The sequence below is a fragment of the Brevundimonas sp. CEF1 genome, assembly GCF_051353055.1.
In the GTDB taxonomy this organism is placed as follows: domain Bacteria; phylum Pseudomonadota; class Alphaproteobacteria; order Caulobacterales; family Caulobacteraceae; genus Brevundimonas.
On sequence record NZ_CP195593.1, the window covers coordinates 504,955 to 526,243 of the forward strand.

At 62.8% G+C, this 21,289-nt stretch carries 19 protein-coding genes; 6 read left to right on the top strand and 13 right to left on the bottom strand.

Going from position 1 to position 21,289, the window contains the following annotated elements:
* Nucleotides 1-35: 35 nt before the first annotated feature.
* Nucleotides 36-206: a hypothetical protein gene (locus ACR9FL_RS02565; RefSeq protein WP_436356991.1), complete on the bottom strand. Its 171-nt coding sequence runs from the start codon at nucleotides 204-206 to the stop codon at nucleotides 36-38.
* A 123-nt stretch (nucleotides 207-329) separates the two neighbouring features.
* On the opposite strand from ACR9FL_RS02565, the gene ACR9FL_RS02570 reads away from it, so the two are divergent.
* The 3 genes from ACR9FL_RS02570 to ACR9FL_RS02580 all read left to right on the top strand — a co-directional run bounded on the left by ACR9FL_RS02570 (nucleotide 330) and on the right by ACR9FL_RS02580 (nucleotide 3,578).
* Complete coding sequence (locus ACR9FL_RS02570) at nucleotides 330-2,099, top strand: hypothetical protein (protein ID WP_436356992.1); 1,770 nt, start codon at nucleotides 330-332, stop codon at nucleotides 2,097-2,099.
* 265 nt (nucleotides 2,100-2,364) lie between these two features.
* Nucleotides 2,365-3,081, top strand: a complete 717-nt coding sequence (parS, locus tag ACR9FL_RS02575; protein ID WP_436356993.1) for a type II RES/Xre toxin-antitoxin system antitoxin — start codon at nucleotides 2,365-2,367, stop codon at nucleotides 3,079-3,081.
* The gene (locus ACR9FL_RS02580; RefSeq protein ID WP_436356995.1) at nucleotides 3,078-3,578 is read left to right on the top strand and encodes an RES family NAD+ phosphorylase; all 501 of its coding nucleotides are present in this window, start codon (nucleotides 3,078-3,080) and stop codon (nucleotides 3,576-3,578) included. Before parS ends, ACR9FL_RS02580 begins: the two co-directional genes overlap by 4 nt.
* Before the next feature lie 15 nt (nucleotides 3,579-3,593).
* Here the strand turns inward: ACR9FL_RS02580 and ACR9FL_RS02585 are convergent.
* The 8 genes from ACR9FL_RS02585 to ACR9FL_RS02620 form a co-directional block, all read right to left on the bottom strand.
* Nucleotides 3,594-4,780, bottom strand: a protein-coding gene (locus ACR9FL_RS02585; RefSeq protein WP_138141362.1) for an IS3 family transposase whose coding sequence is annotated in 2 segments (ribosomal slippage) — nucleotides 3,594-4,519 and nucleotides 4,519-4,780 — 1,188 coding nt in all. Because the reading frame shifts where the segments join, the coding sequence is not laid out codon by codon here.
* A 171-nt stretch (nucleotides 4,781-4,951) separates the two neighbouring features.
* A complete protein-coding gene (locus ACR9FL_RS02590) occupies nucleotides 4,952-7,615 on the bottom strand; it encodes an AAA family ATPase (protein ID WP_436356996.1) in 2,664 nt (887 codons plus the stop codon).
* Nucleotides 7,616-8,401: 786 nt separating this feature from the next.
* Entirely contained in the window at nucleotides 8,402-9,304 is a 903-nt protein-coding gene (locus ACR9FL_RS02595) for a TraB/GumN family protein (RefSeq protein ID WP_436356997.1), read from the bottom strand.
* 111 nt (nucleotides 9,305-9,415) lie between these two features.
* Nucleotides 9,416-9,787: an ammonium transporter gene (locus ACR9FL_RS02600; RefSeq protein ID WP_436356998.1), complete on the bottom strand. Its 372-nt coding sequence runs from the start codon at nucleotides 9,785-9,787 to the stop codon at nucleotides 9,416-9,418.
* The gene (locus tag ACR9FL_RS02605; RefSeq protein WP_436356999.1) at nucleotides 9,784-10,077 is read right to left on the bottom strand and encodes an autorepressor SdpR family transcription factor; all 294 of its coding nucleotides are present in this window, start codon (nucleotides 10,075-10,077) and stop codon (nucleotides 9,784-9,786) included. Before ACR9FL_RS02605 ends, ACR9FL_RS02600 begins: the two co-directional genes overlap by 4 nt.
* A gap of 32 nt (nucleotides 10,078-10,109) precedes the next feature.
* Nucleotides 10,110-10,979 carry a tetratricopeptide repeat protein gene (locus tag ACR9FL_RS02610; protein WP_436357000.1) on the bottom strand — a complete coding sequence of 290 codons (870 nt, stop codon included), beginning with the start codon at nucleotides 10,977-10,979 and terminating at the stop codon, nucleotides 10,110-10,112.
* On the bottom strand, nucleotides 10,954-11,364 hold the full coding sequence (locus tag ACR9FL_RS02615) for a response regulator (RefSeq protein WP_436357001.1): 411 nt from the start codon (nucleotides 11,362-11,364) through the stop codon (nucleotides 10,954-10,956). The genes ACR9FL_RS02610 and ACR9FL_RS02615 overlap by 26 nt, the downstream gene beginning before the upstream one ends.
* Nucleotides 11,365-11,714: 350 nt before the next feature.
* Nucleotides 11,715-12,167 carry a ferritin-like domain-containing protein gene (locus ACR9FL_RS02620; RefSeq protein WP_436357002.1) on the bottom strand — a complete coding sequence of 151 codons (453 nt, stop codon included), beginning with the start codon at nucleotides 12,165-12,167 and terminating at the stop codon, nucleotides 11,715-11,717.
* A gap of 514 nt (nucleotides 12,168-12,681) precedes the next feature.
* Between ACR9FL_RS02620 and ACR9FL_RS02625 the strand changes: the two genes are divergently transcribed.
* Nucleotides 12,682-14,271, top strand: a complete 1,590-nt coding sequence (locus ACR9FL_RS02625; protein ID WP_436358108.1) for a sensor histidine kinase — start codon at nucleotides 12,682-12,684, stop codon at nucleotides 14,269-14,271.
* A 272-nt stretch (nucleotides 14,272-14,543) separates the two neighbouring features.
* On the opposite strand, the gene ACR9FL_RS02630 is transcribed toward ACR9FL_RS02625, so the two are convergent.
* A complete protein-coding gene (locus tag ACR9FL_RS02630; RefSeq protein ID WP_436357003.1) occupies nucleotides 14,544-14,756 on the bottom strand; it encodes a hypothetical protein in 213 nt (70 codons plus the stop codon).
* 257 nt (nucleotides 14,757-15,013) lie between these two features.
* Here ACR9FL_RS02630 and ACR9FL_RS02635 point away from each other — a divergent pair, with 257 nt between their 5' ends.
* Together ACR9FL_RS02635 and ACR9FL_RS02640 are read left to right on the top strand one after the other, a co-directional pair.
* A complete protein-coding gene (locus ACR9FL_RS02635; RefSeq protein WP_436358184.1) occupies nucleotides 15,014-15,223 on the top strand; it encodes a hypothetical protein in 210 nt (69 codons plus the stop codon).
* Between the two features lie 71 nt (nucleotides 15,224-15,294).
* On the top strand, nucleotides 15,295-16,425 hold the full coding sequence (locus ACR9FL_RS02640) for an MFS transporter (RefSeq protein ID WP_436358109.1): 1,131 nt from the start codon (nucleotides 15,295-15,297) through the stop codon (nucleotides 16,423-16,425).
* Between the two features lie 26 nt (nucleotides 16,426-16,451).
* Here the strand turns inward: ACR9FL_RS02640 and ACR9FL_RS02645 are convergent, their stop codons facing one another.
* The 3 genes from ACR9FL_RS02645 to ACR9FL_RS02655 form a co-directional block, all read right to left on the bottom strand.
* Complete coding sequence (locus ACR9FL_RS02645) at nucleotides 16,452-16,928, bottom strand: hypothetical protein (RefSeq protein ID WP_436357004.1); 477 nt, start codon at nucleotides 16,926-16,928, stop codon at nucleotides 16,452-16,454.
* Nucleotides 16,929-17,211: 283 nt separating this feature from the next.
* Nucleotides 17,212-17,442: a hypothetical protein gene (locus ACR9FL_RS02650; protein WP_436357005.1), complete on the bottom strand. Its 231-nt coding sequence runs from the start codon at nucleotides 17,440-17,442 to the stop codon at nucleotides 17,212-17,214.
* Between the two features lie 458 nt (nucleotides 17,443-17,900).
* Nucleotides 17,901-18,065 (bottom strand): hypothetical protein, encoded by a 165-nt coding sequence (locus tag ACR9FL_RS02655; protein WP_436357006.1) that lies wholly within the window; start codon nucleotides 18,063-18,065, stop codon nucleotides 17,901-17,903.
* Nucleotides 18,066-21,289 lie beyond the last annotated feature (3,224 nt).

Here is a 21,289-nt window from a genome sequence, read left to right on the forward strand (position 1 = left end):
CAAACGGCCTGTACCGGGCGTCGCGTGTGAAGCGCTTACGCCCGAGTTGTTTGGCTCTTATTCGGATCAGACCGCTGGCCTGGAGCGAGATCTACGAGGGCGATCACAAAGGCCAACACGGCCGCCGTCAGGTCGAGATCGGCACCGAAGCACGATGCGAGTGTCAGGGCGGCCACGACCATGGAGCCCAGCTTGATGGTCTTCATTGAGCAATCTTTCTTCAGAATGATTGCCGCCCGGACGGCCTATTTGCGCACAATCAGAATGCCGCTTTCGCCGGCTGGCGAAATGCGGATGAAATGCGCGGACGATGCGGATTAAATGCGGAAATGACCCAACGGACATTTGGACGCGCCCTCGGCGAACTGATCTACCAAAAGCGGATGGCCGCTGGGCTTAGCCAGATCCAATTGTCGGAGGATGCATTTGGATCCGCAGCCAAGACCCGGCGCATCAGTGAACTGGAAACTGGGTCTGTCGCAAACCCGCATATGAAGACAATTGATCCGATCATCGTGACGCTCGGTATTACCGAAGCCGAAGTCGAGGCCTGCGCTCGGCAAGCGATGCGCCCGGCAGATTCGGATCTCGACCGCGCGTTACGCGAAGCGCGCAATCTTCTTGATGCTCTTGCCTTACAGTTCGACCTCGCCCAGCCCGATGCGACCCTCTCCCAACTAGAGGACTTTCTCCGCGCCAAAGCCAAGGAGTGGCGCGCACTCCGTGATCGCATTCACGAGATCGACGCGGATGACCACAGCCTTTCCGAAGTGCTTGAGCAAGCGAATATCGCCCTAGGCGAAGGGCGCTTCAATCAAGTCGATGTACTTCTGGCCGAGGCTGAAGCGAAACATCAGGACCTTCATACGTTAAAAGCCGTTCGGACCCAGGCCATGATCCGTATTAGTAGAGGAGACAATGCGCTTCTCTCGAACGATCAGGCCGGAGCTCTCGCGTTCTATCGGTCGGCCGTAAGGTTCTTTGCGCCCTTCGATGAAGCGGAGATGGTGGAAACGGCTCAGGCGCTTGCAGCACGTATCTACGAACGGTCTCGCCGATCCCTCGAACCGGCCTTTGCTGTTGCATCGACATTGCTTGAGGACGTTTGGTCGATCGAGGCGGTGCAAACTGATCCTTCCCTTCGCGCATCGATAGCCTACCGGCTGGGTCTAATTCTGCGTAATCACGCACTTGCGCAGACCGGGGCGGCTGATCTTCTGGACCGAGCGATCGCCTATTCGCGCGACGCCGTGAAAGCCGAAGCCGCAGTCGAAGATCGATTCGGCGCCGTCTCGATGAAAATCGGCCTTGCGAACTGCCTGCTCGACAAGGCCAAGGCGGAGAAGGACGCGGACAGCATGAACGAGTCCATCGCTCTTTTACGATCTACTCGGTCGAATCTAGAAGCGGTGGGCGACTGTACGGAACTGCTCGCCCACGTCTGCAACAGCCTGGGGTCTGCCTTGCTGTCCTCGATTTGGGCCTTACCCGCAGCTGAAGCGTTGCCAAGCGACAGATCAGCAGAAGCACTGGCTGCATTTCAGCAAGCCCTTGTCGCTAGCGAGGCAGTTAGCGATGTCGAAACTTGGGGAGCCGCAAAAGCAAATATCGGCGGCCTTCTCGCCGAACGATCCAAGCAGGCCGATTTGCAGCCTTTCGAAAGCGCTTTCCTGCAGGTCCGCGCTATTGCCGAGTTTTGCGGTGCCTTGGAAACCTACCCGGCGACAGCTTTCCCATTCAAATTTGCCGAGATCCACATTCAACTTGGCCGCGTGCTTGTCGATCACGCCTCTCGGGGCGGCGAAGGGCTAGTCGATTTCTACCTGATGCGCGGCCTGCAATCCTTCGAGGCTGCCACGGCAGTCTACGAGGAAAAGACCCACCCTAAACGCTGGGCGGAATTACAGAGCTATATCGGCGCAGTAATCTTGTATCACGCGCGCCTAGAGGGCTCTGAAACGCAGGAGCATGACTACCCGAAAGCGCTTGAGCATTTTCGCGAGGCTCACCGCGTCGCCTTGGATACAGCAGACACGGCGCTAGCTGCATACTGCGAGAAAACCATGAGCCAGATCGAGGCCGAGATGGCTCCGACCTGATGTCACCCTCGAGGCATGCTCCAAGCTCTCCCTTGGCACGCTCCAAACATTATTCGAACCCGACGCTCAGGGAGCCAGCCGATGGTCTCGCCATCGATGTGCAATACCGTTCCTGACGAAATTTATGGATTCTGCGGCGCTGGGGTTGAAACGTTGACGGACACTTGTCACTTCTGTTGATGACAAGTGGCGCGCAGCCACGGAGATGGTTTTGGTCGAGCGAGCCACAAAGAGAGCCTCTGGTCCTTCCTCAGGGTCCTGGAGTGTGACGGGAATTGATCCCAAGGCGCGGGAAATCGCTGCTGATCTGGCGCGTCGATCTGGGTTGAGCTTGGGTGAATGGCTCAACTCCATGATTGTGGAGGCCGAGGAGCCCGTATCGTCCGGAGGTTCTCGTATAAGCCGTGGCGCCGTCTTGCATGGCAGACGGCCGTCCTACGCCGAGATGGCTTTCATAGAAGAGGACAGCCGCGAGACCGAGCGGACAGGCTGGTCGCTGTTCGGAAGGAAAACGCGAGCGCCGGACACCCCTCTGCTTATTACGTTGGACTTCACGTTCGATCTTCTAGGCGGGCGGGCCGTCATCAATCGGGAGATACGGAACCCGCTCGACGCCCATGAAATGCTGCAAGCCGGCCTGCCGGCGCGTTCTCTGATACATCTAGTGGACCGCGTTCATCTGCTACAGGCACCTGCTAATTTTGAACGGGCAGTAGGTATGAGCCAGCGCACCTTGCTGCGGCGTCGTGAGGAGCCCAAACGACCTCTCAATCCCGAGCAAAGCGGCCGGACCTGGAAGTTCGCGGAACTTCTGGCTAAGGCGACTAATGTCCTCGGCTCGCAGGAACGGGCGGAAGACTGGCTCGTGGAACCTGCCATCGGTCTCAATCAGCATGCGCCTCTGGACCTATTGTCTACGGCAGCAGGTCTGGAAGCAGTCGAGGAGTATCTGGGTCGACTTGAATACGGCGTCTACGCGTGACCCCGTTGCCGGCCGCCCTCGGCGGGGCGGAATTGCTAGCTTGGCGTCTGGATGCCGAACGTTTCGCGGGAAGTTGGGACAGCGGCGAAGGTGCCAGGCTGTATGGCGGGCGCTGGAATAGCAAGGGTAGACAGGCAGTCTATTGCGCCCTCGACCCAGCTACCGCCATTCTCGAAGTTGCCGTCCACAAAGGCTTCAAGGTTCTCGACACAACGCCCAACGTTCTCACATCTCTTCGAATACGGGACTCCGCCGATGTAATTGTGATCATGCCGAACGATGTCCCCAATCCGAACTGGCTGCGCCCCGGCATGCCGAGTGCAGGTCAACAGGGATTCGGGGACCTGCTCTTGGACGCCAACCCATTCGTCGTGATCCCCAGTGCTGTGTCGTCACTCAGTTGGAACCTAATATTTGATCCCGCGGTGGCCGCTGGGCGTTTTGAACTAGTCACGCAAGAGCGTTTCGGCCTTGATCCTCGGCTTCATCCGCCCTGACGTGCCCCTGAATTTTCATCCAGCGGCGACCAGAGTCCTTGGGTTAGTTACGCCTCGCAGCGTGGGATGAGCAACAGGCCGGACCGCGCAGCTTTCATCCTGCGCAGCGGGTCGGCCTGTTGCGGTCAGACTGGCGGCAAAAGCCTCCGGGGTGAGGTAGCCGATCGATGAATGCGGCCGGCGGGTGTTGTAGTCCAGCGCCCAGGCGGCGACCTTCTGGCGGGCGTGGTCGAGGCCGAAGAACAGGCTTTCGTTCAACAGTTCGTCGCGCATCCGCCCGTTGAAGGATTCCACAAACCCGTTCTGGGTCGGCTTGCCCGGCGCGATGTAGTGCCAGTCGACGCCTTGATCCTGCGCCCAGGCCAGGATGGCCGTGGACGTAAACTCCGTGCCGTTGTCGCTGACGATCATGGCAGGACGGCCCCGCCGAGAGATCAGCGCTGTCAGCTCTCGCGCGACGCGGCGTCCCGAGATCGAGGTGTCGGGGATCGCCGCCAGGCACTCGCGGGTGACGTCGTCGACCACGTTGAGAATGCGGAAGCGGCGGCCCGTGGCGAACTGGTCGTGCACAAAGTCCAGCGACCAGCGGGCGTTCGGCCTGGCCTCGACCAGGATCGGCGCCCGCGTGCCTATGGCGCGACGACGTGAGCGGCGCTTGCGCACCGTCAGGCCTTCCTCGCGATAGAGCCGGTAGATCCGGTTCTTGCCCGAGGCCTCACCCTCACGTCGCAGCAGCACGAACAGCCGCCGATAGCCGAACCGTCGCCGCTCCACAGCCAGCGCGCGTAGCCGCTCCCGCAGCGCCGTGTCCGGCTGACGGCAGGAGCGATAGCGCACCGATTTGCGATCGGCCTTGATGATGGAGCAGGCCCGCCGCTCGCTGACGCCGAACGCCGCCTTCAGATGGGCGACGGCCTGGCGCATCGCCGCGGGCCTTACCACTTTTTTGAGAGCAGATCATTCAGCGCCGCCTTGTCGAGCATGGCGTCGGCCAGCAGACGTTTCAGCCGGCCGTTCTCGTCTTCCAGGGCGCGCAGGCGCTGGGCGTCCGACACGCTCATCCCGCCGAACTTGGCCTTCCAGGCGTAGATCGTGCCCTCCGACACGCCGTGCTTGCGCGCCAGCTCGCCCGCTTTGGCGCCGGCCTCGTTCTCCCGCAGGATCCCGATGATCTGCTCTTCCGTGAATCTCGCTCGTTTCATTCCGTCCGTCCTTTCAAGGGCCGGACTCTAGCTCCGCGTGGAGGAAATTCTCAGGGGCACGTCAGGGTCTGTTGGGGCGAGCATGACCATCAAGGTCGTGATCGACGGCGCGTGCCGCAATAAAGTTACGGCTCTCGTGGAAACTCGGGCGTTGGCCGCTACGCAGGGGCGTCAGCTCGCTGTTAGCCGCATCATGGCCCATTGCGCCTCAAACAGGCTGCGCTCGTAATCGGGCATGTCGTAAGCGCCGAGGGTCGCCATCTCGGTAAGGCCGGCGGTGGCATCGCCGGTCTCCGCCAGAAGCAGGGCATACATCCGGCGAACTGGCACGACCATATTCGCAACGGCCGGCAAGTTCGGCAGGACCATCCCTTCCATAAACTGACGCGCCTGGCCGTGCTGGCCCATTTCGCGCATGTCGTCGACGAACTGCAGCGCCGTCTTCATGTAGGACCTGTGAGCGTTACCCAGAACATAGAACTTCAGTGCGAACATTCGATGCAACGGCTGGAGCCGCCGTAGCGCTTCGAGGGCATGACACTCCAGATCCAGCGCATCGCCGATATGGCGGAAATCGTCGTCCATATCCTCGTAGGGTGTGATCAAAGCGAGGATATCAGGCGGGTTCAGGCCGAGGATCCGGGCCTCGCTCAGGCCGAGGCGCCGGTAATAGCCGCGGATCACGCCGCCGACGGTCTTGGCCGCGTCGCCCGGTCGCTTCGCCTTCAATTGGGAGAAGGCGAGGCTGTAGTTGAGGACCAGGGTCTGCACCTCGGTCAGGTCCGGCAGGCGGGCGGCGCGGTCGTAGGCGGCGCGCACGGCCTTCATGTTGCCGGCCTCGCCCTGTGCGGCCATGACCTTCATCACCGCAGCCAGGGTCGCGACCTTGCCGAGGACGCCGGAGGCGAGGATCGGTTCGATGGCGGCGACCCGGGTTGCGAAGGTCTCCCAGCGCTCATAGCGCTGGTCCCAGAAGGCCAGGGCGTCGAGCGCCCAGAACCGTTCTTCCGGGTCCTCCACCGTCGCGGCATAGGTTTCGAGGACGGCGTAGAGCTCGACCGGATCGCCGCGCTCGTGGAACATCTCGAAGGTCGCCAGATCGACGAGGGTGTCGATCTGGCCGGTGCGGGCCAGCAGCCGCATCCAGACCGCGAAGCGCCCGAACCGGGCGGTCCCGACGAGGGACTCGCCGATCAGGTCGCGCAGGTTTTCGAGCAACGTCTGCTCGACCGCCGGGGTCTGGGCGAGTGCGGCGGCGGCCGGGATGCGGAATGCATCGTGCAGCCGCACGCCGTCTCCGCCGACGATCTGCACCAGGCCCGCGCGAATGAGCGATTTGACCGCCGGCTGGACACGCGCCGGCTCCCCGAGCTGGGCGCCGGCCCACGCTTTCACCTCCTCTCGCGTCAGGGGCGCGTCCAGCAGGCTCAAGGCGGAGGCGACCAGTTGTTCCGCCTCGCCCAGGTCTTCGAAGGCCCGTCGCAGGATGATTTCGGGGGCGGTCTCGACGGCCTGATCGCTGGCCTCGACCGCCGCGCAGAACGCGGCCGCATCGCCGCTGTAGTGATCGACCGCCAGGCGCGCGGCGCTCTGGATCAGCAAGGGCAGGGCCGACGTCAGGCGGACCAGTCGCGTGATGGTGGCCGCATCAATCCGTGCGCCGGCCGCATCGAACTCGGCCGCGATCGTGTCAGCGCTCCAGCCGGCGAGTTCTTGCCGCTGGATCGGCAACAGGAGGGCGAGCTCGTCGGTGCCTGGCCAGGGCTGCGCGATCATCACGAACCGGAGCGCGGGCGCCGCCGTCAGCAACTGGCGCAGCGCGCCGACATCCATCCGTTGCACATTGTCGAGCACGACCACGACCGGAATGTTCTGTTGGGCCAACAGGGCGGCCAGATGCCTGAACAGGTCCAGACCGAACGCCTCCGGCAATGCCGCGATTGCCCGGGCGCTTTCGGGCTGCGTCAGAAATCGGGCCGCGAGCTCGCGGCCGAGGCTGTTGGCCACCGCCGCCGCCGGCAGGTCGCCGACGTCGAAATAGGCCAGCGGCGCCGCCGAATGACGGGCCGCGTGTGAGGCCCAGGCCGTCTTGCCTGCGCCGGAGAACCCCGTCAGCAGCCGCAGACGGTCGCCGTCGTCCAGGCGCGGCTCGTCCGGCTGCGGCCGGTAAGGCTGGGGCGGTTGCGGGAACGTCTGCAGCTGAACGACGAACTGCTCATAGAGGGCGGGGAGCTGATCGACCGTCACGCGACGGTCGCCCGCCCCGGTGGCGGCGTACTGGGCGACGGCCGCCAGTTTCCAGACCAGGGCCTCAGGCGGCAGTCCGGCGAAGGCCACGCCGGCCGCGGCCGCCTGGCAGGCGGCCAGCCCCGCCTCCAGGTCCGGCCAGGCGTCGGGCACGGGCAGATCGCTGGACTGCCCCGGCCAGGCGATCTGCACGTCGGCCGGCCAGTCGGCGGCGGCGAGGGCCTCGGCCAGCGGTCCGTTCGGCACGACGTTGCTGACAATTAGGAACCGCGGCGCGCCCGGACGATCACCGCGGGCATGGGCGTCGCGCAGGTCGGCGAACCGCGCGAGCGCGCCGTCGACATCCCCGGAGGCGAGGGGGGCGGAGCGCGTCTTGACCTGGATGTAGAGGCGGCCCGTCGCCTGTACGAGTTCAACGTCCTCGTCGCGCTCCATCACCACGGCCGTGGCACCGGAGTTGGCCATGTTGAGCACGCAGGCGGCCGCATAGAGGTGCTGGTAGAGGAAGCCCCTGTGCAGGGCGCTGATCCGCACGAGTTGGCGGGGCTCGAGAACGTCTACATCGGCATCCTCAATCAGTTGGGGCATGGGGCGCGGTCATCGTCAAAGGGGTGAGGACCCGAGTGAGGTCCGTAGGGAGATGAAGCAGATTTTGCGCGAGGCGCCTGAGGCTGTCTTCGGGTGACAGGCCGCCCGGGTCGAGGACACGCAGAATGGTCGCGAGCGCCGCCCGCGTATCGCCGGTCTGCATCCTCTGGTCAACGCATTGATGACCGCTGCTCACTTCCGCATCAAGTGTCGCTGCCCCCTCGGCTGGTCTCCAGGCACGCATATGCGGCGACGAATTCCCAACAACTTGCGGCCCGCCAGGAAAGCTCGATTTCGCGAATCCGGACACCGGCGGCGACCAGACGTCGCGAGCCAGACATCGCGAGTATGTCGAAGGCCCGCAGGCCATCGGCCGGGAACCAGACACTCGGGCGTACACCTAACGTCGCCTTTCCGGCCGACAAGGAATGACCGCATCTGGCGCTGACCGGACACGGTCTGCTGCCGGCTTGCGCCACATCGACATCCACGGACCAGACTCCCGATATCCGCCGCAGATGAGCTACTGGCGCTTGCCAAACATCAGCCGGTCACCGCGACTAGTGCGGAATAGTTCTCGGCTTCGTCCAAGGCGGCGCACCGCCGCCGTTGCTACGAAATGGTGCGCTGGTGTTCGACCTATAGCCAGTCTCACGCCCTGCACGAGACCTTCCGAGTGTGTCTGGAATTGGCGCTTCTTAGACTTTAAGGCGGCACAGCCGTTCGTGGCGCGAAGCGGCGACGCCAGCGACGACCAGGGCGTTCGGTTGCGACGCGATTCCGTCCTCACTGGAGGCGTACCACCGAAATCCCGGCCTCATTCAAAAGTCGCTGGACGCTATCGTCACCCGCGAGATGAAGCGCGCCAACGGCGATGAAGGTAGTTCCTGGGGCGTTGAGCATGCCTGCGACCTGCTCGGCCCAGCGCCGGTTCCGCGCCACGATCGTGGTCTCGTAGACGATCGGCGTGCGAGCCTTCATCGGCGCGAGGGTGATCTCGTTGATGCCTTCGACGTCCCCCCGCGTCCACGCGTCCGCAAGCTGGCCGAGTTCGACGGGCGCCTCGCCGAACGTGTCGAGCGTATTGCGCAGGAAGGCGACCTGGCCCTCCTCGGAGAAGCCGGACAACATCCGCACCTGGTCGGCAGGGGTCTCCAGGCCGCGGATCGGCTTGGCAGTTCGGGCGGCGTCGGCGCGGAGCTGTACGTCCACGCCGGCGCGCGCTTCGAAACCGCCGCGAGCAGGCAAAGCCGAGGACAGCATCACACCCGCCAGCCAGGGCCGCAGCGGATCCATCTGCCTTGCCGAGGCGCCCAGCGTCCGCGCCGCCGCGTCCAGCCGAACAAAGTCTTCCGGGCTGAGCAGGCTCGACAATGGTCGATCGGGGGACGTGCCGTACTGCTGGATTAGGGGCGCGACCGCGGCCTGATCGTCGGGGTCCGCCACTTCAAGGATCAACGCATCAGAGGCCTCCAGCGCCTCGGCCACCCCGGCTGTCCGCCAATCGATTCCAGGCCTCATGAAATGGATCGTTCCGAAGAGATAGAGGGTTGTGTCGGCGTCCTGTACGACCCACAGCGCTGGCTTCGGCGTGGGCGCTGTCTCGGCGTGTGCAGGAGCGGAGATCAGGACGATGAAGGCGAGTGCTGCGGCGCTCAGGCTGCGGCGCAACGTTGCGGGTAAGGTCATGGCGAGGGTCCAGGCAAGAGTGTACAGGCGGGCGCGATGTCGTCACGCTCGGCTGGGAGGGGCAGTGGTGAGGGAGGAGGAAGCGCGTCAGTCTGGGTGACGCGTCAGGGGTCAGGCGGTCGTCTTCTGTCGCCGACCGAGGCCAAAGAGGACGGTCGCTGCGATTCCTGCAACCACGGCGGCGCAGCCGCCCGTGAACGCCACGGAAATCGGCGCAAAGACCCATATCCCGGCGTAGGCGAGGCCGCTCAGGACAGTCGACCAGCCCCCGAACCGCTGGACTTGGCGGGCTTTCGCGGCAGGGACGAAGGTCTTGGGCATGCTGTTGCCGTACCAGACGAGCATCAGGCCGATCGTCCCCATGACCAGACGGGTGACGGTCTCGCTTTCGATCAGGCCTGCGTTGCGTGCGGCTGTGGCGGCCAGGGCGATAGCGATGATGGCGCCCGCCACCGCCAGGCTCTTGACGATGTCTCTATTCATTTGATTGGGGCCTTGGCCGAGGACGCCGCTGCGCTCGGTTCGAATGTATTGACGAAGCCCAGCAGCGCGTCTTCGAGCACCGAGAGCTTGAGGTGATAGATGACGGCCTTGCCGACCTTCTCGGCGTGGACGAGGTCCGCTTCCTTCAGAACCGCGAAATGCGCGGACATGGTCGGCTTGGACACGTCGAACTGGTCGCTGATCTCTCCCGCGGCGAGAGGACCGGCGCGCAGCATCTGCAGGACGCGGCGGCGGGTCGGATCGGAAAGGGCTTTGAAGACCGAACTCATGATGTGACGATTAGCTAACGGTCTAACCATTGTCAATCGGTCGGTCGAACGCCTCTGCTTTGGTGTCGGACTGCGGTCGATAGGTGGGTGGTTTGCGCAGATCGTACTGATTTGCCATCAAGCAGCCGCACCCGCCCTTGTGCCAGGTCAGCGACCAGCCCCGGCTGCAGACTGCTCACGTTCCCGCTTGCGAAGCGCGCGGCGGAGGCGTCCAGCGTTCCGTTGATGCTCGGCAGAAGATGAACTTCCGCCCCTACGCGCACCGAGGCTGTCGGACGGTAGTCCGCCTCCACGGCGCCGCCGAGTGCGCCGTAAGCTTCGCCCCAGGGGAAGAGACGGTCCAGCCGTCCCTCGACGAACAGGTCCCGTTTGTCGAACCGTTCCGTCCATTCGCCCACGCCCGTGATCGTCGAGCGCTCATCCATGGCATGGGCGGCGGCGACACGCACTTCGTTCCAGTCGGACAGTCCCGCGGCAAGGCGGCTCCTTGAGCCGTCCAGATCAAAGCGCCAAGCGGGTCGCGGCCGCAGGGCGCGGGCCAGGGCTGTCAGATCAGCGCGTTCGGGCGCCTCAAGGAGCGCCTTATCGGTTTCCATTATAGCGCGCTCCGCGTCGCCGCGTCTGCGCGCGACGAGCGCCAGCCCGAGGCGGGCGTCCACATAATGCGGGGCCCGGACCAGGACGGCTTCGAAGTCCGCCTCGGCCTCGTCCAGCCGGTCAAGAGCCAGGAGGGAGAGGCCGCGATTCAAAAGGGCGTCGGTATCCTCGGGCCGAATCCGAAGAACCGTATCCAGCTTGGCAAGCGCCGCCTCGCTGCGCCCCGCGCGTCGGTCGCGGACGGCCTCCTCATAAAGCGCGGTCGGATCCGGGTGGACCTCAGCCGGAACGTCTTGAACGAGCATCGTCGCGCTCCATGCTAGAGTCCGCCGCGATGATCCGGCTGATGCGCTGGACGAGTTCTTCGGGAATGAAGGGTTTGGCCAGATAGTCGGCGGCGCCCAGTTGAAGGCCGCCTACGACGTCTTTTTCGTGTTTTAGCGCTGTCAACATAATCACAGGGACAGCCCGCGTGGTTTCGTCGCTTTTCAGGCGACGCAAAACCTCGAAACCGTCCATGACCGGCATCATGGCGTCCAGAACGATAAGGTCCGGTTTGTGAACCTTTACGAGGTCCAGAACCTCCTCGCCGTGCTCGGCCGCGATTACCTGATGCTCCGCCGCCGCAAGCTTGTGTTGCAGCAAAGCTCGCAACAAAGGATCGTCGTCCGCGATCAGAATCCGGGCCATCTTATTACTCCACTACCATGCGCCCTTCACTTCTATGGGAGGAGAGTATGAACCAAGCCCTAGCAAGCGACCGCTTTGGTCCGGGTCTTGGCGGTCATCGAACTTGACGGGGAGCGCGGGGGCCTGAAGGCCGGGGGTAACAGATTTGAGGTGCAGGGGGTTCGACGCCGCCAGGCGCGTGCGCGCCGCGCCGTCGCTTTCGTCTCTTACCGATCGCCAACAGGCGTCGAGCGGGACTTGCGGGGGCATCATGAACAGCCATCAGGCCTTCGGCTTCTGCCGAAGGCCTTCAGCCGTGAGCGGCCACGCGGGCTCCACCCTTGCACGCCTTCGCTGTGCGACAGGTGCTCCTAACCTTGGCGGTGCTTCAGGCTGCTGACCACGTCATGGTCGGTCTTGATGGCCGCATAAGCCGCAGCAATGCGTTGCCGCAAGGCGTCCGGAAGAACAGCGTCCTCCGCAGCTTTTTCAAAACGCGCCTTGATGACGTCTTCTCCGCGTTCGACTTCGTCGATCACACCACTGTCATCACGTCCCATGATTTCGCCTCTCAGTTCGGCGAACTTGTTATGGACGCGGCCTAACAGGGACTGGTCATCCTCGGGTTCACCGCCCAGGTTACGCACTTCAGACTGAAGCTCACGGCTAAGCTGTTCACGCTTATCTGCGCGGTCCCTGAACATGGCCTTGAGTTCGGGATCACTCGCTCCGTCCGCGGCATGTCGGTAACCATGAACGCTGTCCAAGGTTGTTTCGATCAGATCGTTCAAGGTTTTGACGGCTTGTTCGTTATCAGCGTGCATCGAGGCGATATCCTTTTAAAAACGGCAAGATAGAACCTGCCACGACGCGTCCTGTTCCGTGCCTTTTGCCTAGGCTGAGTCTGGAATCCGAATGGCGGATCGTCCGACGCCCTGGCGTCTCCAAGGGGGCGTCCTGCTTGAGCCCGACGTCTCAGCGGGCGCCGGATGGACTGAGCAGACGGCTTGAGTTCCCATGCTCGCTTTGTGGTGCGCAGGAGGAAGTTAGGACGCCGCCCGCGCCAAGTCCAAGGCCGCGAGCGCGCCAAAGCGCGTTCGTCTGAACACGAGGTACGGACACAGACGCCGAGCAGCGCCGGCGCGGCGGTGCAGAGCTACTGAAACTCGCGTGCATTCTCGTGTCGAGCGTGGTTCGACGGTTCTCACTGAGGGGAAGCGAGCGCGTCTATTCCTGATCGCAAGGAACTCAGGGCCAAGCTTGCGGTTCTCCCTGTCAGCTCGAAAAGGGGGGGGCGACTGGATCGTGCGAAAACGCTTGACGATATTGGTGTTGAGCGTGGCCGTCCCTGCGGCTGCGGCCCTTGGTCTGCTGGTCGGCATCAATGTGCTTGAAGCGCGCCGCGCCCACGAGCGAACGCTTCTGGCGACGGCCCGATCGGTATCGACGGCCGTAGATATGGATCTGGTCCGAAAGCTTGACGCCGTCGACATGATCGCGAGTTCGGACGCCTTTGCCGCCGCGGACTGGGCGCGCCTGGCTGAGCGGACAAGTCGGCTCGGTTTGGGCGAGGGCATAGAGTTGGCGGTGGTCGATCCAGATGTGGCGCACGTCATCCATGTGCCGGCAGGCGCGACAGCGATCGAGCAACCGGTTCCGTTGACGATCCAGCCGGAATCTGACGCCCGAATCGCGGGGGAAGGGCAGGCCAGAGTATCCGATTTGCATGGGGCTATCCGATCCAACGCCCCCGTAATTGCGATCAGCTCCGCGGCAGTACCCCCGCGGACTAACCCAGAGGTTGTTCTGGTTGTCCCTCCAACCCGGTTTCTCGACGTGATCAACCGTCAGCCGGTTTCGCAGTCCACCCTGGTGACCCTGGTCGACGCCCGGCATCGCGTGATCGCCAGATCTCGAGATCACGCCGTTCATCTCGGGGCATCCGCCACGCCGGAAATGGTCGCTGCGATGACGTTCGCGCCCGAAGGCGTCGTGCCTAGTCGGTCGCTGGACGGCGATCGGACAGTTGTGGCCTACACTCGCTCAGAGTTGTCCGGTTGGACGACCATGGTGGTGGTGCCGCGTTGGTGGCTGGAAGCGCCGATCTGGACCAACGTCCTGGGCGTCGGGGCGGTGTTTCTTCTTCTCGGCGGGCTGAGCCTGGTGGCGGTGCGCGACCAGTCCAACGCCATTTCGCATGAACTAGAAGCCTTGGAGCAGGATGCGGCCGCGCTGGGAGGCGGGGGCATCGTATCGCCTCGGCCGGGGCGGATCGCGAGCATGGCCAAGGTTCAGAAAGCCTTAAGCTGCGCCTCGGTGGAACTGGACCGCCGCGACCAGAGACAGACCCTGTTGATCAATGAGCTCAATCATCGGGTCAAGAACACCTTGGCGACGGTTCAGGCTCTGGCTTTGCAGACCTTTAGAGGGACGGAGCCCGAAGCCTGTCGCAAGTTCGAGCAAAGGCTCTCCGCCCTGGGTCGGGCTCATGATCTGCTGACGCAGGCGGCCTGGACAGAAGTCGAGATGCAGGATGTTTTCGCGCGTTGCGGGGAAAACCATGAGGGACGTATTCGGGCCCACGGCCCTTCAGTCATGTTGCGGCCCGAGGCGGCGCTGGCCCTTTACATGTGCGCTCACGAACTCACCACCAACAGCCTCAAGTACGGCGCGCTAGGTTCGGAAACCGGCAGCGTAGAGATTGGGTGGTCGCTTCAGGAGGATGGGGTCGTTCAGCTTGTCTGGCGCGAACGCGGAGGGCCTGCAGTGAGCGCGCCGACGCGCGAAGGATTTGGCACAAAGCTGATGGACAGATTGGCGCGACATGAGCTGAACGGCAGGCTGGAAAGAGAATACCGACGGGCTGGCCTGGTGGCGCGGGGACGATTCCGTCTATCCTCGGACAGCCGGTTTCGTTCGGACCTCTGACCACCAGGGCTTCAGCGCGCGCAGTGACTCCAATCTTCCTAACCTATGTTGAGGACGCGCGGTCCTTTACGTGATCATGAAGACCGATCCCTCCCCGGGTCTATGCGTCGAATACATTGCAGCGACGTCTGTTCGTGGAGAGGCGATCAGTGGCTACGGCGATCATTCTTCGCTGCCGACGCAAGCAGCCCGGCCGTGGCCTTCGCATCTGGTACGAGTACGCGCCGATCGTCGAAGGCTGCGCTAGGAGGCGGCCCAATCACATGATGGCGTCAGCGGAGAGCGCCGCAGATCTGGCTCGACGGTCCGGGTTCAGCGTCGACGACGATGTCATTGATGTTCAGGTCTGAGCTGGCGCGCTGATGGAAGGCTTGCGACGCGGTCTGCTGATCTTCGTGGTTCTGGCGACCACATTCTTCATTGGCGTGAGCATCAGCGTTCTCATCTGGAGCTTGCAGGCGATCTGATGAGGCGGCCCAGGCCATAGCTTGACTGTTTTGGCCGTTCGACCGACGGCGCGATGCAGGAACGAAGGTTCCGTGTCATTCGCCTTGTGAGGAGGATGAGGCTGAACGTCGCGAGAATCTGGAGCGATCCGGCGGCGCAAGAAAATTCCAGGCAGGCGCGCGGCGTCGGCTTCACCTTCTGATCGTTCTGTTCTCCGGCACCCGGGAGATTGAATTGCTATAGGTGCGCGCGGAGGAGCCGCGCGCCGCGCCGGCCCGCAGTACCGAGTGCGCCCATGACCATCCCGACAGACCTGACAGACGCCCAACCGATCCCGAGTGCGGCGACCTCGCCGCGTTTTCTTATCGGGATCGTCGGCGCCGTGGCCTTCGCCCACCTCCTCAACGATTTGATTCAGGCGGTCCTGCCGGCCATCTATCCGATGCTGAAGACGAAGTTCGCCCTGAGCTTCACCCAGATCGGCCTTGTCGCCCTGGTCTATTAGTTCACGGCGTCGCTGCTTCAGCCCTGGATCGGCTTCTATACGGACAAGCGTCCCAAGCCCTATCTGCTGCCCTGCGGGATGTTCGCCACACTGATCGGAATCGGCCTGCTGGCGACCGCCGGCGGCTTCACCATGCTCCTTGTCGCCTCGGCGGTGATCGGGGTGGGGTCCGCCGCCTTCCACCCGGAAGCCTCGCGCGGGGCCGTCTCGCCTCCGGCGGACGGTTCGGCACAGCCCAGTCGACCTTCCAGGTCGGCGGCAACACCGGGTCGGCCATCGGGCCTCTGGCAGCTTCGCTGATCATCCTGCCCCTGGGCCTTACCGCTGTGGGATGGCTGTCGGTCGCTGCGGTGACGGCGATCTGGGTGCTCTTTGGCGTGACGCGGTGGCGTATCCGCAATCCTCACGCCATGGTCGCGGCCAGGACCGTGAGCGAAGGCCCCCAACTGAGCCGGGACCGGATCATCGGGGCCCTGGCGGTCATCACCGTGCTGATGTTCGCCAAATTCATCTACATCGGCGCCTTCACCAACTACTTCACCTTCTACCTCATCGAGCGGTTCGCCCTCTCGGTTGAGGATTCCCAGTTCCACCTGTTCGCCTTCCTGGCCGCGGTGGCGGCGGGAACCTTCGCCGGCGGCCCGATCGGCGACTGGATCGGCCGAAAGGCCGTGATCTGGCTCTCCTTCCTCGGGGCCGCGCCCTTCGCCCTGCTGCTGCCCTACGTCGATCTGGGGTGGACGACCGTCCTCTCGATCGCCATCGGCTTCATCATGTCCTCAGCCTTCGCGGCCCTGGTCGTTTATGCGCAGGAACTCGTCCCAGGCCGCGTCGGCCTGGTGTCGGGGCTGATGTTCGGTCTCATGTTCGGCATCGGCGGCATCGGCGGCATCGGCGCGGCGGGCCTTGGCTTGCTCGCGGACGCCAAGGGCATCGTCTGGGTCTACAAGCTTTGCGCCCTAATGCCGCTTCTAGGTCTGATCACCGCCCTGCTTCCCGAGATGAAGAAGTCGGGTGCGGCTGGGCAGGCCGCAATCCTCGACCGAGCTTTCGCCGAGAGGCCGAGCGCGAGCAGCCGTCAACCTTCGCATCGAACGGCGCTGTGGACCTCGGGCACTGAGTTCCGGTTCAGTGGAGCCGACACGCTGAGCTTTCACCCGTCGCCTCCATGGCCGCATTGCGGACCTGGGCGTAGGCAATGAACCTTCCCTGCCTACGCCTGTCGCGATTAATTGCCTGGCTGGGGCGTGGTGGTCGTGACCACGGCGGTGCTGTTGGACGGCGGCGCCACGACGGTCTGACGCTCGACGACGACCGGCTCCGAAGCGCGGGCTTCGGCGGCGCGCGCCTCAGCCTGGGCGCGGATCGCTTCAGCGCGAGCCGTGGCGCTTTGGGCCTGTGCAATCGCCACGCTGTCCCGGGTGCTGCTGAGCTGGTTCTGAGCCAGGGCGGCCTCTGCCGTTTGCCTCGCATTGTCCGCCGCTGCTTCTGCCTGGATGACGCGCAATTCGGCGTCAGTGGGAGCAGTCGTTGGACGCGTCAGGAAATAGATGAGGCCGAAGACGACTGCGGCGAGAAGAATGCCGACAACCCACCACAGAGCTGTGTTGGGTTCACGCTCGACGATGATCGTTTCCGGCGCGCGGCGGATCGTGCTGCCGATGGGGGCGATGACATTCGGGTCGTCTCGCTTGAAGTCGTCCACGTTTTCCTCCTGATTGCTGCGATCAAATGGCGTGGCGGGAGCTATGGTTCCGCTTGTCTGCCAAAAGACTGCATGACCGTTTGTCTCTCGAGAGAACTCTTTCTTGCGACTGGGTTAGTCAGGCCTGGACTGAGTTCAGTTTCGCACTTTGGAACCTCTGCTGTGGGGCGCCGTTCGGATGGGACAGCGCCTGCTGTACGAGCGGTCCGTAACCGGCGCCGCTCGGCCCCTATCGAGTTGAACCCATCCTTGCCCCTCGCCTTGATCAGCGAGGGGCTTTTTATCAGTGGTCCGTCGCGCCCCTCCCGCTCGGACCCCTGCAGGCCTGGCCCTCCAAGTTGATGGCGACTTCACGCGCAAAAGCCCGATGCGCCTCACTGGCGTCGAAGATCACCCGGCCGGACGCTTTTCGGGTACTGGTCAACCGATAACAGATCTGTTTCGTTTTGCCGGCAACCGTTCGGTTGATGCGCTTCAGCTTCACGCCGGCCTCGGCCCGGATCAGCTTCCTCATCACGACCTCCTGTTCCGAGAGTCAGGCCTGGGCGACGGCTTTGGTTCCCAATCCAAACCCTTGCGGAAATGCAGCCTCGGCCTGAATGGGGACTGGCGGACGTGGTGGCGGAGATTCTGGGCGTTGGGAGAGCCAGGTCGAGGAAGGGAACAAGGCCTCCATCCCGCTGTTACCTCTTCGCACTTCCCCAAAGGAATGCAGGTCGGTCCGGTGTCGCGCTCAGCCAAACCCCGCGCAGCACCGGGCCGATTAGCGCTATCGGCGCTGGAACCAGTTCGCCTCACAGATGTTTTTTGCGACGTCCTTTGGGGAGGACGTTTCTGCGGGCATCCTCCACGATGCCTACTCGAAGTTGCTGTGCCGCGGCATTTCGAGGATCAGGCGGCGACCCAATCCGGTCACCTCTTCCTCCGATCGGGTTGGGTTGTTGCTTCCTTCTAGCCCTCTTCAGACTTGTCTCAGGCGATCTCGATCTCGGTCGGCTGCTTGTCGCTCTTGGCGATCTCCCAAGCCTTGCCGATGTAAAGCGCGCCGACGCCGGCGAATACGCCGCCGACTAGGATGGACCCGTCATCCCCGTTCTCGACGCGATAGGCGATGACGATAATCGCCCAGCCGATCATTCAACCTCTTGATCTGGCGCTCGCACTCGCGCGCCTCCAGCTTGATCACGCGCTCGTGGACGTCATCGATCTCGGCTCATCCTCGACCCGACAGCTAGCGCCGCCATGACCTGATCGACCGCGTGCTACTGAGCGGCCAACCGGGTCAGGATTTCCACCAGGCCTTCACCGGTCTGCTGAAGCGCGTCAGGGTTAACGCTCGGACTGTCGCTTCATACGGTGAATGAGGCCTTCCTGATTTACAGTACTGTCGTCACCGCACCCTTGAAGATCGAGCCCGCAGATTTTGACGTCTGGATGGATGCGGCCAGCGATCCGGCCGAGGTGATGAGAGCCGTCAGGGCTTATAGGTTCGAAGTCGCATGACCCGCAGATTGAATGCCTGACCTTGCACGACTGTGACAGAGGGCCGGGCACGACCCCCGGCTAACTGAACCTTGACGCCATGGCGAAGGCCGCAGGTGATGACGCCCCTGATCACGTGCGAGACCGAGCCTGCATGAATGTCCTGTCGGGCGTCCGAGCCACCTGCACGGACCTGCATGACGGTCTGCGCCGCCGGGACATCGCGATCCACGGCGGATCGACGCAGGAAACGAGAGTCTTGACCCGGGCCGAGGCGGGCGAGCGCGGCGCTCCGTATCGGGATTTAGCGCCGGCCTCTTGAAGCGCGGGGGGCGCCCTCTAGATGGTGACCGCCTTCAAATTTCATTGGAGATGCTTTGATGCGAAACGTCGTTGTAGAACCTTTGGGCGACGCTTGGGCCGTACGTGTGGACGAGGCCGAGCCCCAGCTGTTTGCGCGCGGACGCGCGGCTGAAGAGGCGGCAAGATCCATTGCCGAAAAGCTTGCTGCGGCAGGCGACCACGTTGAGCTCTATCTAGTGCTCCGTAACGGAGCCAAGGCTGCGCGGTTCGTATGTCTGCCGCCCGTGTCCGAAGATGATGAGCCCTTGCTGGTCGGCGGAAGCCTGTTGGCGCGCGAAGCTCTTAGGGAAGAGGTTGAAATGGGGGGAATGGCCCACCGCCGACAGACCTCTCGCCAACCGACATGGCGCGGCCTTGGGTCACATAGCTTCGCCACGCCGACGTGCTTTCTTGGGCAAGTCTTGGAGGAGAGCACGAATGAAAGCCTTGACCCTTAAAGTCGTAATCGGCCTCGGCGCTGCAGCCCTATTGGCCGGCTTAACCCTGGTGATCTGGGCGGGCTTCGCGATGTCGGTTCACGGCGGTTAAGCAGAAAAGTCCGCCCCGGGTGAACCGGAGCGGGTCTGGTATTTGGCGCTAGAGAGCGGACGCTGTGAACTTCGGCTAGGGGTGGGAAGCTGCCGTTCAGCGGAAGCGCCGAAAGAACCTGTGGGCCGCATAAAAGACTCCGGCACCGAGGGCAAAGATTGCCGTTCCGGCGAGGAACCAGAACGGACTTCCACTAACTTCGGCACCGGGAAGAAAGCTGGCCAGAAATGCGATTAAGCAGACAGTCGCGGCGAGCATGGACAGTCCGGCAGGCAGCAAGACAAGCGTGCTTGAGCCGCGCAGCGGCCGAAAGCGCAGCTTAAGTTTGGACCTAGGGTCGTTGTAATCTGGCGCTGACATCTACCGATGATGCTTTTCCGAATGGATGTCCGCAACGGGTCGATTTCGGTCTTGGGCTTAGGCGCCGGAAGCGGACATTGGCTTCCAGGCCGGAAAGCGGTCGACGCTGTAGTCCGCAAAGGGTGGCTAAGCGGACTCCCGGGGGAGTAGCTGCTAGGCTGTCTAAATGTCTTCACACGGCGAATGGCCTGAAACTGAGGAATGGCGCAGGTTGGAAGCGCCTTTGGTTGCCTTAGACGACCAGCTTCATGCGTTTGCGTCGGCTAACAAGCTTGCCGTCTCCAAGAACTACCATGACGTTCCGTCTCGCAGTTTGTCATGGGGCGACAACCCTCGATGCCTGATCCAATTTTATCCAAGCGACCGTGATGGATCGAAGTGGAACCTATGGCTCTGTTGCTCCGAGGATCGCGAGGGGCAGCGTTTCTGGCGAAAGGAATTCGTCTTCAAAGACGCTAGTTGGGCTGAGGTTTCCACCAGCCCTTGGGAAACCCTGAACCGATCCTTGGTCACCCTCAACATATGGGCGGCATCCCCTTCAGAACTGGAATTCGCCACTAAGTTATCAGTTTGAGCGATGTCCGCTATGGGTGGAAAGCGGGCATTGCTACACGCCGTTTTCCAGCCTTGAGGGCCCATCTCGAGCACCATCTGTATCGATCCGAATCCAAGCCGGACGTCTATTGCTGGCTGCGCCCACGAAGAGGCAGGGCTTCTGGGGGTTACTCCGCCATTAGGCGGGCACCCAGAACTTCAGCTGTGATCAATCTCCGTCCAACAAGATTCGAGCGCTCGATCCGCCGCTTTGACCCAGTCAGAGGAAGTTCCCGTCGTAGCGTCTACGCGGAACTGGGCGATGCCGTCCCCCTGAATGGAGCTACCCCACAGGCTATATCCGTCAGCTTCAGTGGGAGGACCAGACAGTTGGGGAAAGACAAACATGCGTGGTCGATCTGCGATCTCCGGCATCCAAACGGATCCAAGGGCTACCCGATTGAGACTGAGCGCTACCTCTGCAACGATAGGGCAAGAGGAACTGGTGATCCATGAAACTTGCTCGCGCCCGGTTGGGGTAACGAGCCCTCTCCGAACGACCCATTCACTCGGCTGGCTATCCTTCTGCCTTATATAAAACTCGGTAGCCCAAGTTCCGTTGCCGTGTACGGCATACCCAGCTTGAAACAAAAGACCGTCAGGTGCCTGTGATCGGCTAGAATTATAGCCGATATCGTCAGGCCCTATGGCAAAAAATGCACTAACAACTGCGAAAATCATTGCGCCGGGCATGGCGACCCCGATGGATTCACTTCCGGCCCCGTGTAGTTACCCGTTACAGCCTCATCAATGTTCCTGTAATCATAGACATTGATCTGCGGAACTACAGGTTGCCCCGCTTGCCCAAGTGGGTACGCGGCAATATAGAGGCGGGCCGCATTCTTAGTGGACGCCGCCCCATAATACGCTCGCATATCCTGGGTATAAGTAAGCACGCCGAAATCATCATATCCTGGTTGATTTGGACGCCCAGACGGGATGTGACCACCTGAAGGATGCGTGTGAATGGTTCCGATAGGCACCGCACCCGGCGCTGGCGGCGTCCAATCGAGCTCAACACCAGAACGCCCTTC

What these genes read in the sequence shown, in the direction of transcription:
- ACR9FL_RS02595 (WP_436356997.1), bottom strand. Translation starts at nt 9,304, where the DNA reads ATGACCTTACCCGCAACGTTGCGCCGCAGCCTGAGCGCCGCAGCACTC.
- ACR9FL_RS02570 (WP_436356992.1), top strand. Translation starts at nt 330, where the DNA reads ATGACCCAACGGACATTTGGACGCGCCCTCGGCGAACTGATCTACCAA.
- ACR9FL_RS02630 (WP_436357003.1), bottom strand. Translation starts at nt 14,756, where the DNA reads ATGGCCTGGGCCGCCTCATCAGATCGCCTGCAAGCTCCAGATGAGAAC.
- ACR9FL_RS02650 (WP_436357005.1), bottom strand. Translation starts at nt 17,442, where the DNA reads ATGAGGAAGCTGATCCGGGCCGAGGCCGGCGTGAAGCTGAAGCGCATC.
- ACR9FL_RS02590 (WP_436356996.1), bottom strand. Translation starts at nt 7,615, where the DNA reads ATGCCCCAACTGATTGAGGATGCCGATGTAGACGTTCTCGAGCCCCGC.
- ACR9FL_RS02610 (WP_436357000.1), bottom strand. Translation starts at nt 10,979, where the DNA reads ATGCTCGTTCAAGACGTTCCGGCTGAGGTCCACCCGGATCCGACCGCG.
- ACR9FL_RS02655 (WP_436357006.1), bottom strand. Translation starts at nt 18,065, where the DNA reads ATGATCGGCTGGGCGATTATCGTCATCGCCTATCGCGTCGAGAACGGG.
- ACR9FL_RS02600 (WP_436356998.1), bottom strand. Translation starts at nt 9,787, where the DNA reads ATGAATAGAGACATCGTCAAGAGCCTGGCGGTGGCGGGCGCCATCATC.
- ACR9FL_RS02615 (WP_436357001.1), bottom strand. Translation starts at nt 11,364, where the DNA reads ATGGCCCGGATTCTGATCGCGGACGACGATCCTTTGTTGCGAGCTTTG.
- ACR9FL_RS02620 (WP_436357002.1), bottom strand. Translation starts at nt 12,167, where the DNA reads ATGCACGCTGATAACGAACAAGCCGTCAAAACCTTGAACGATCTGATC.
- ACR9FL_RS02635 (WP_436358184.1), top strand. Translation starts at nt 15,014, where the DNA reads ATGACCATCCCGACAGACCTGACAGACGCCCAACCGATCCCGAGTGCG.
- ACR9FL_RS02605 (WP_436356999.1), bottom strand. Translation starts at nt 10,077, where the DNA reads ATGAGTTCGGTCTTCAAAGCCCTTTCCGATCCGACCCGCCGCCGCGTC.
- ACR9FL_RS02565 (WP_436356991.1), bottom strand. Translation starts at nt 206, where the DNA reads ATGAAGACCATCAAGCTGGGCTCCATGGTCGTGGCCGCCCTGACACTC.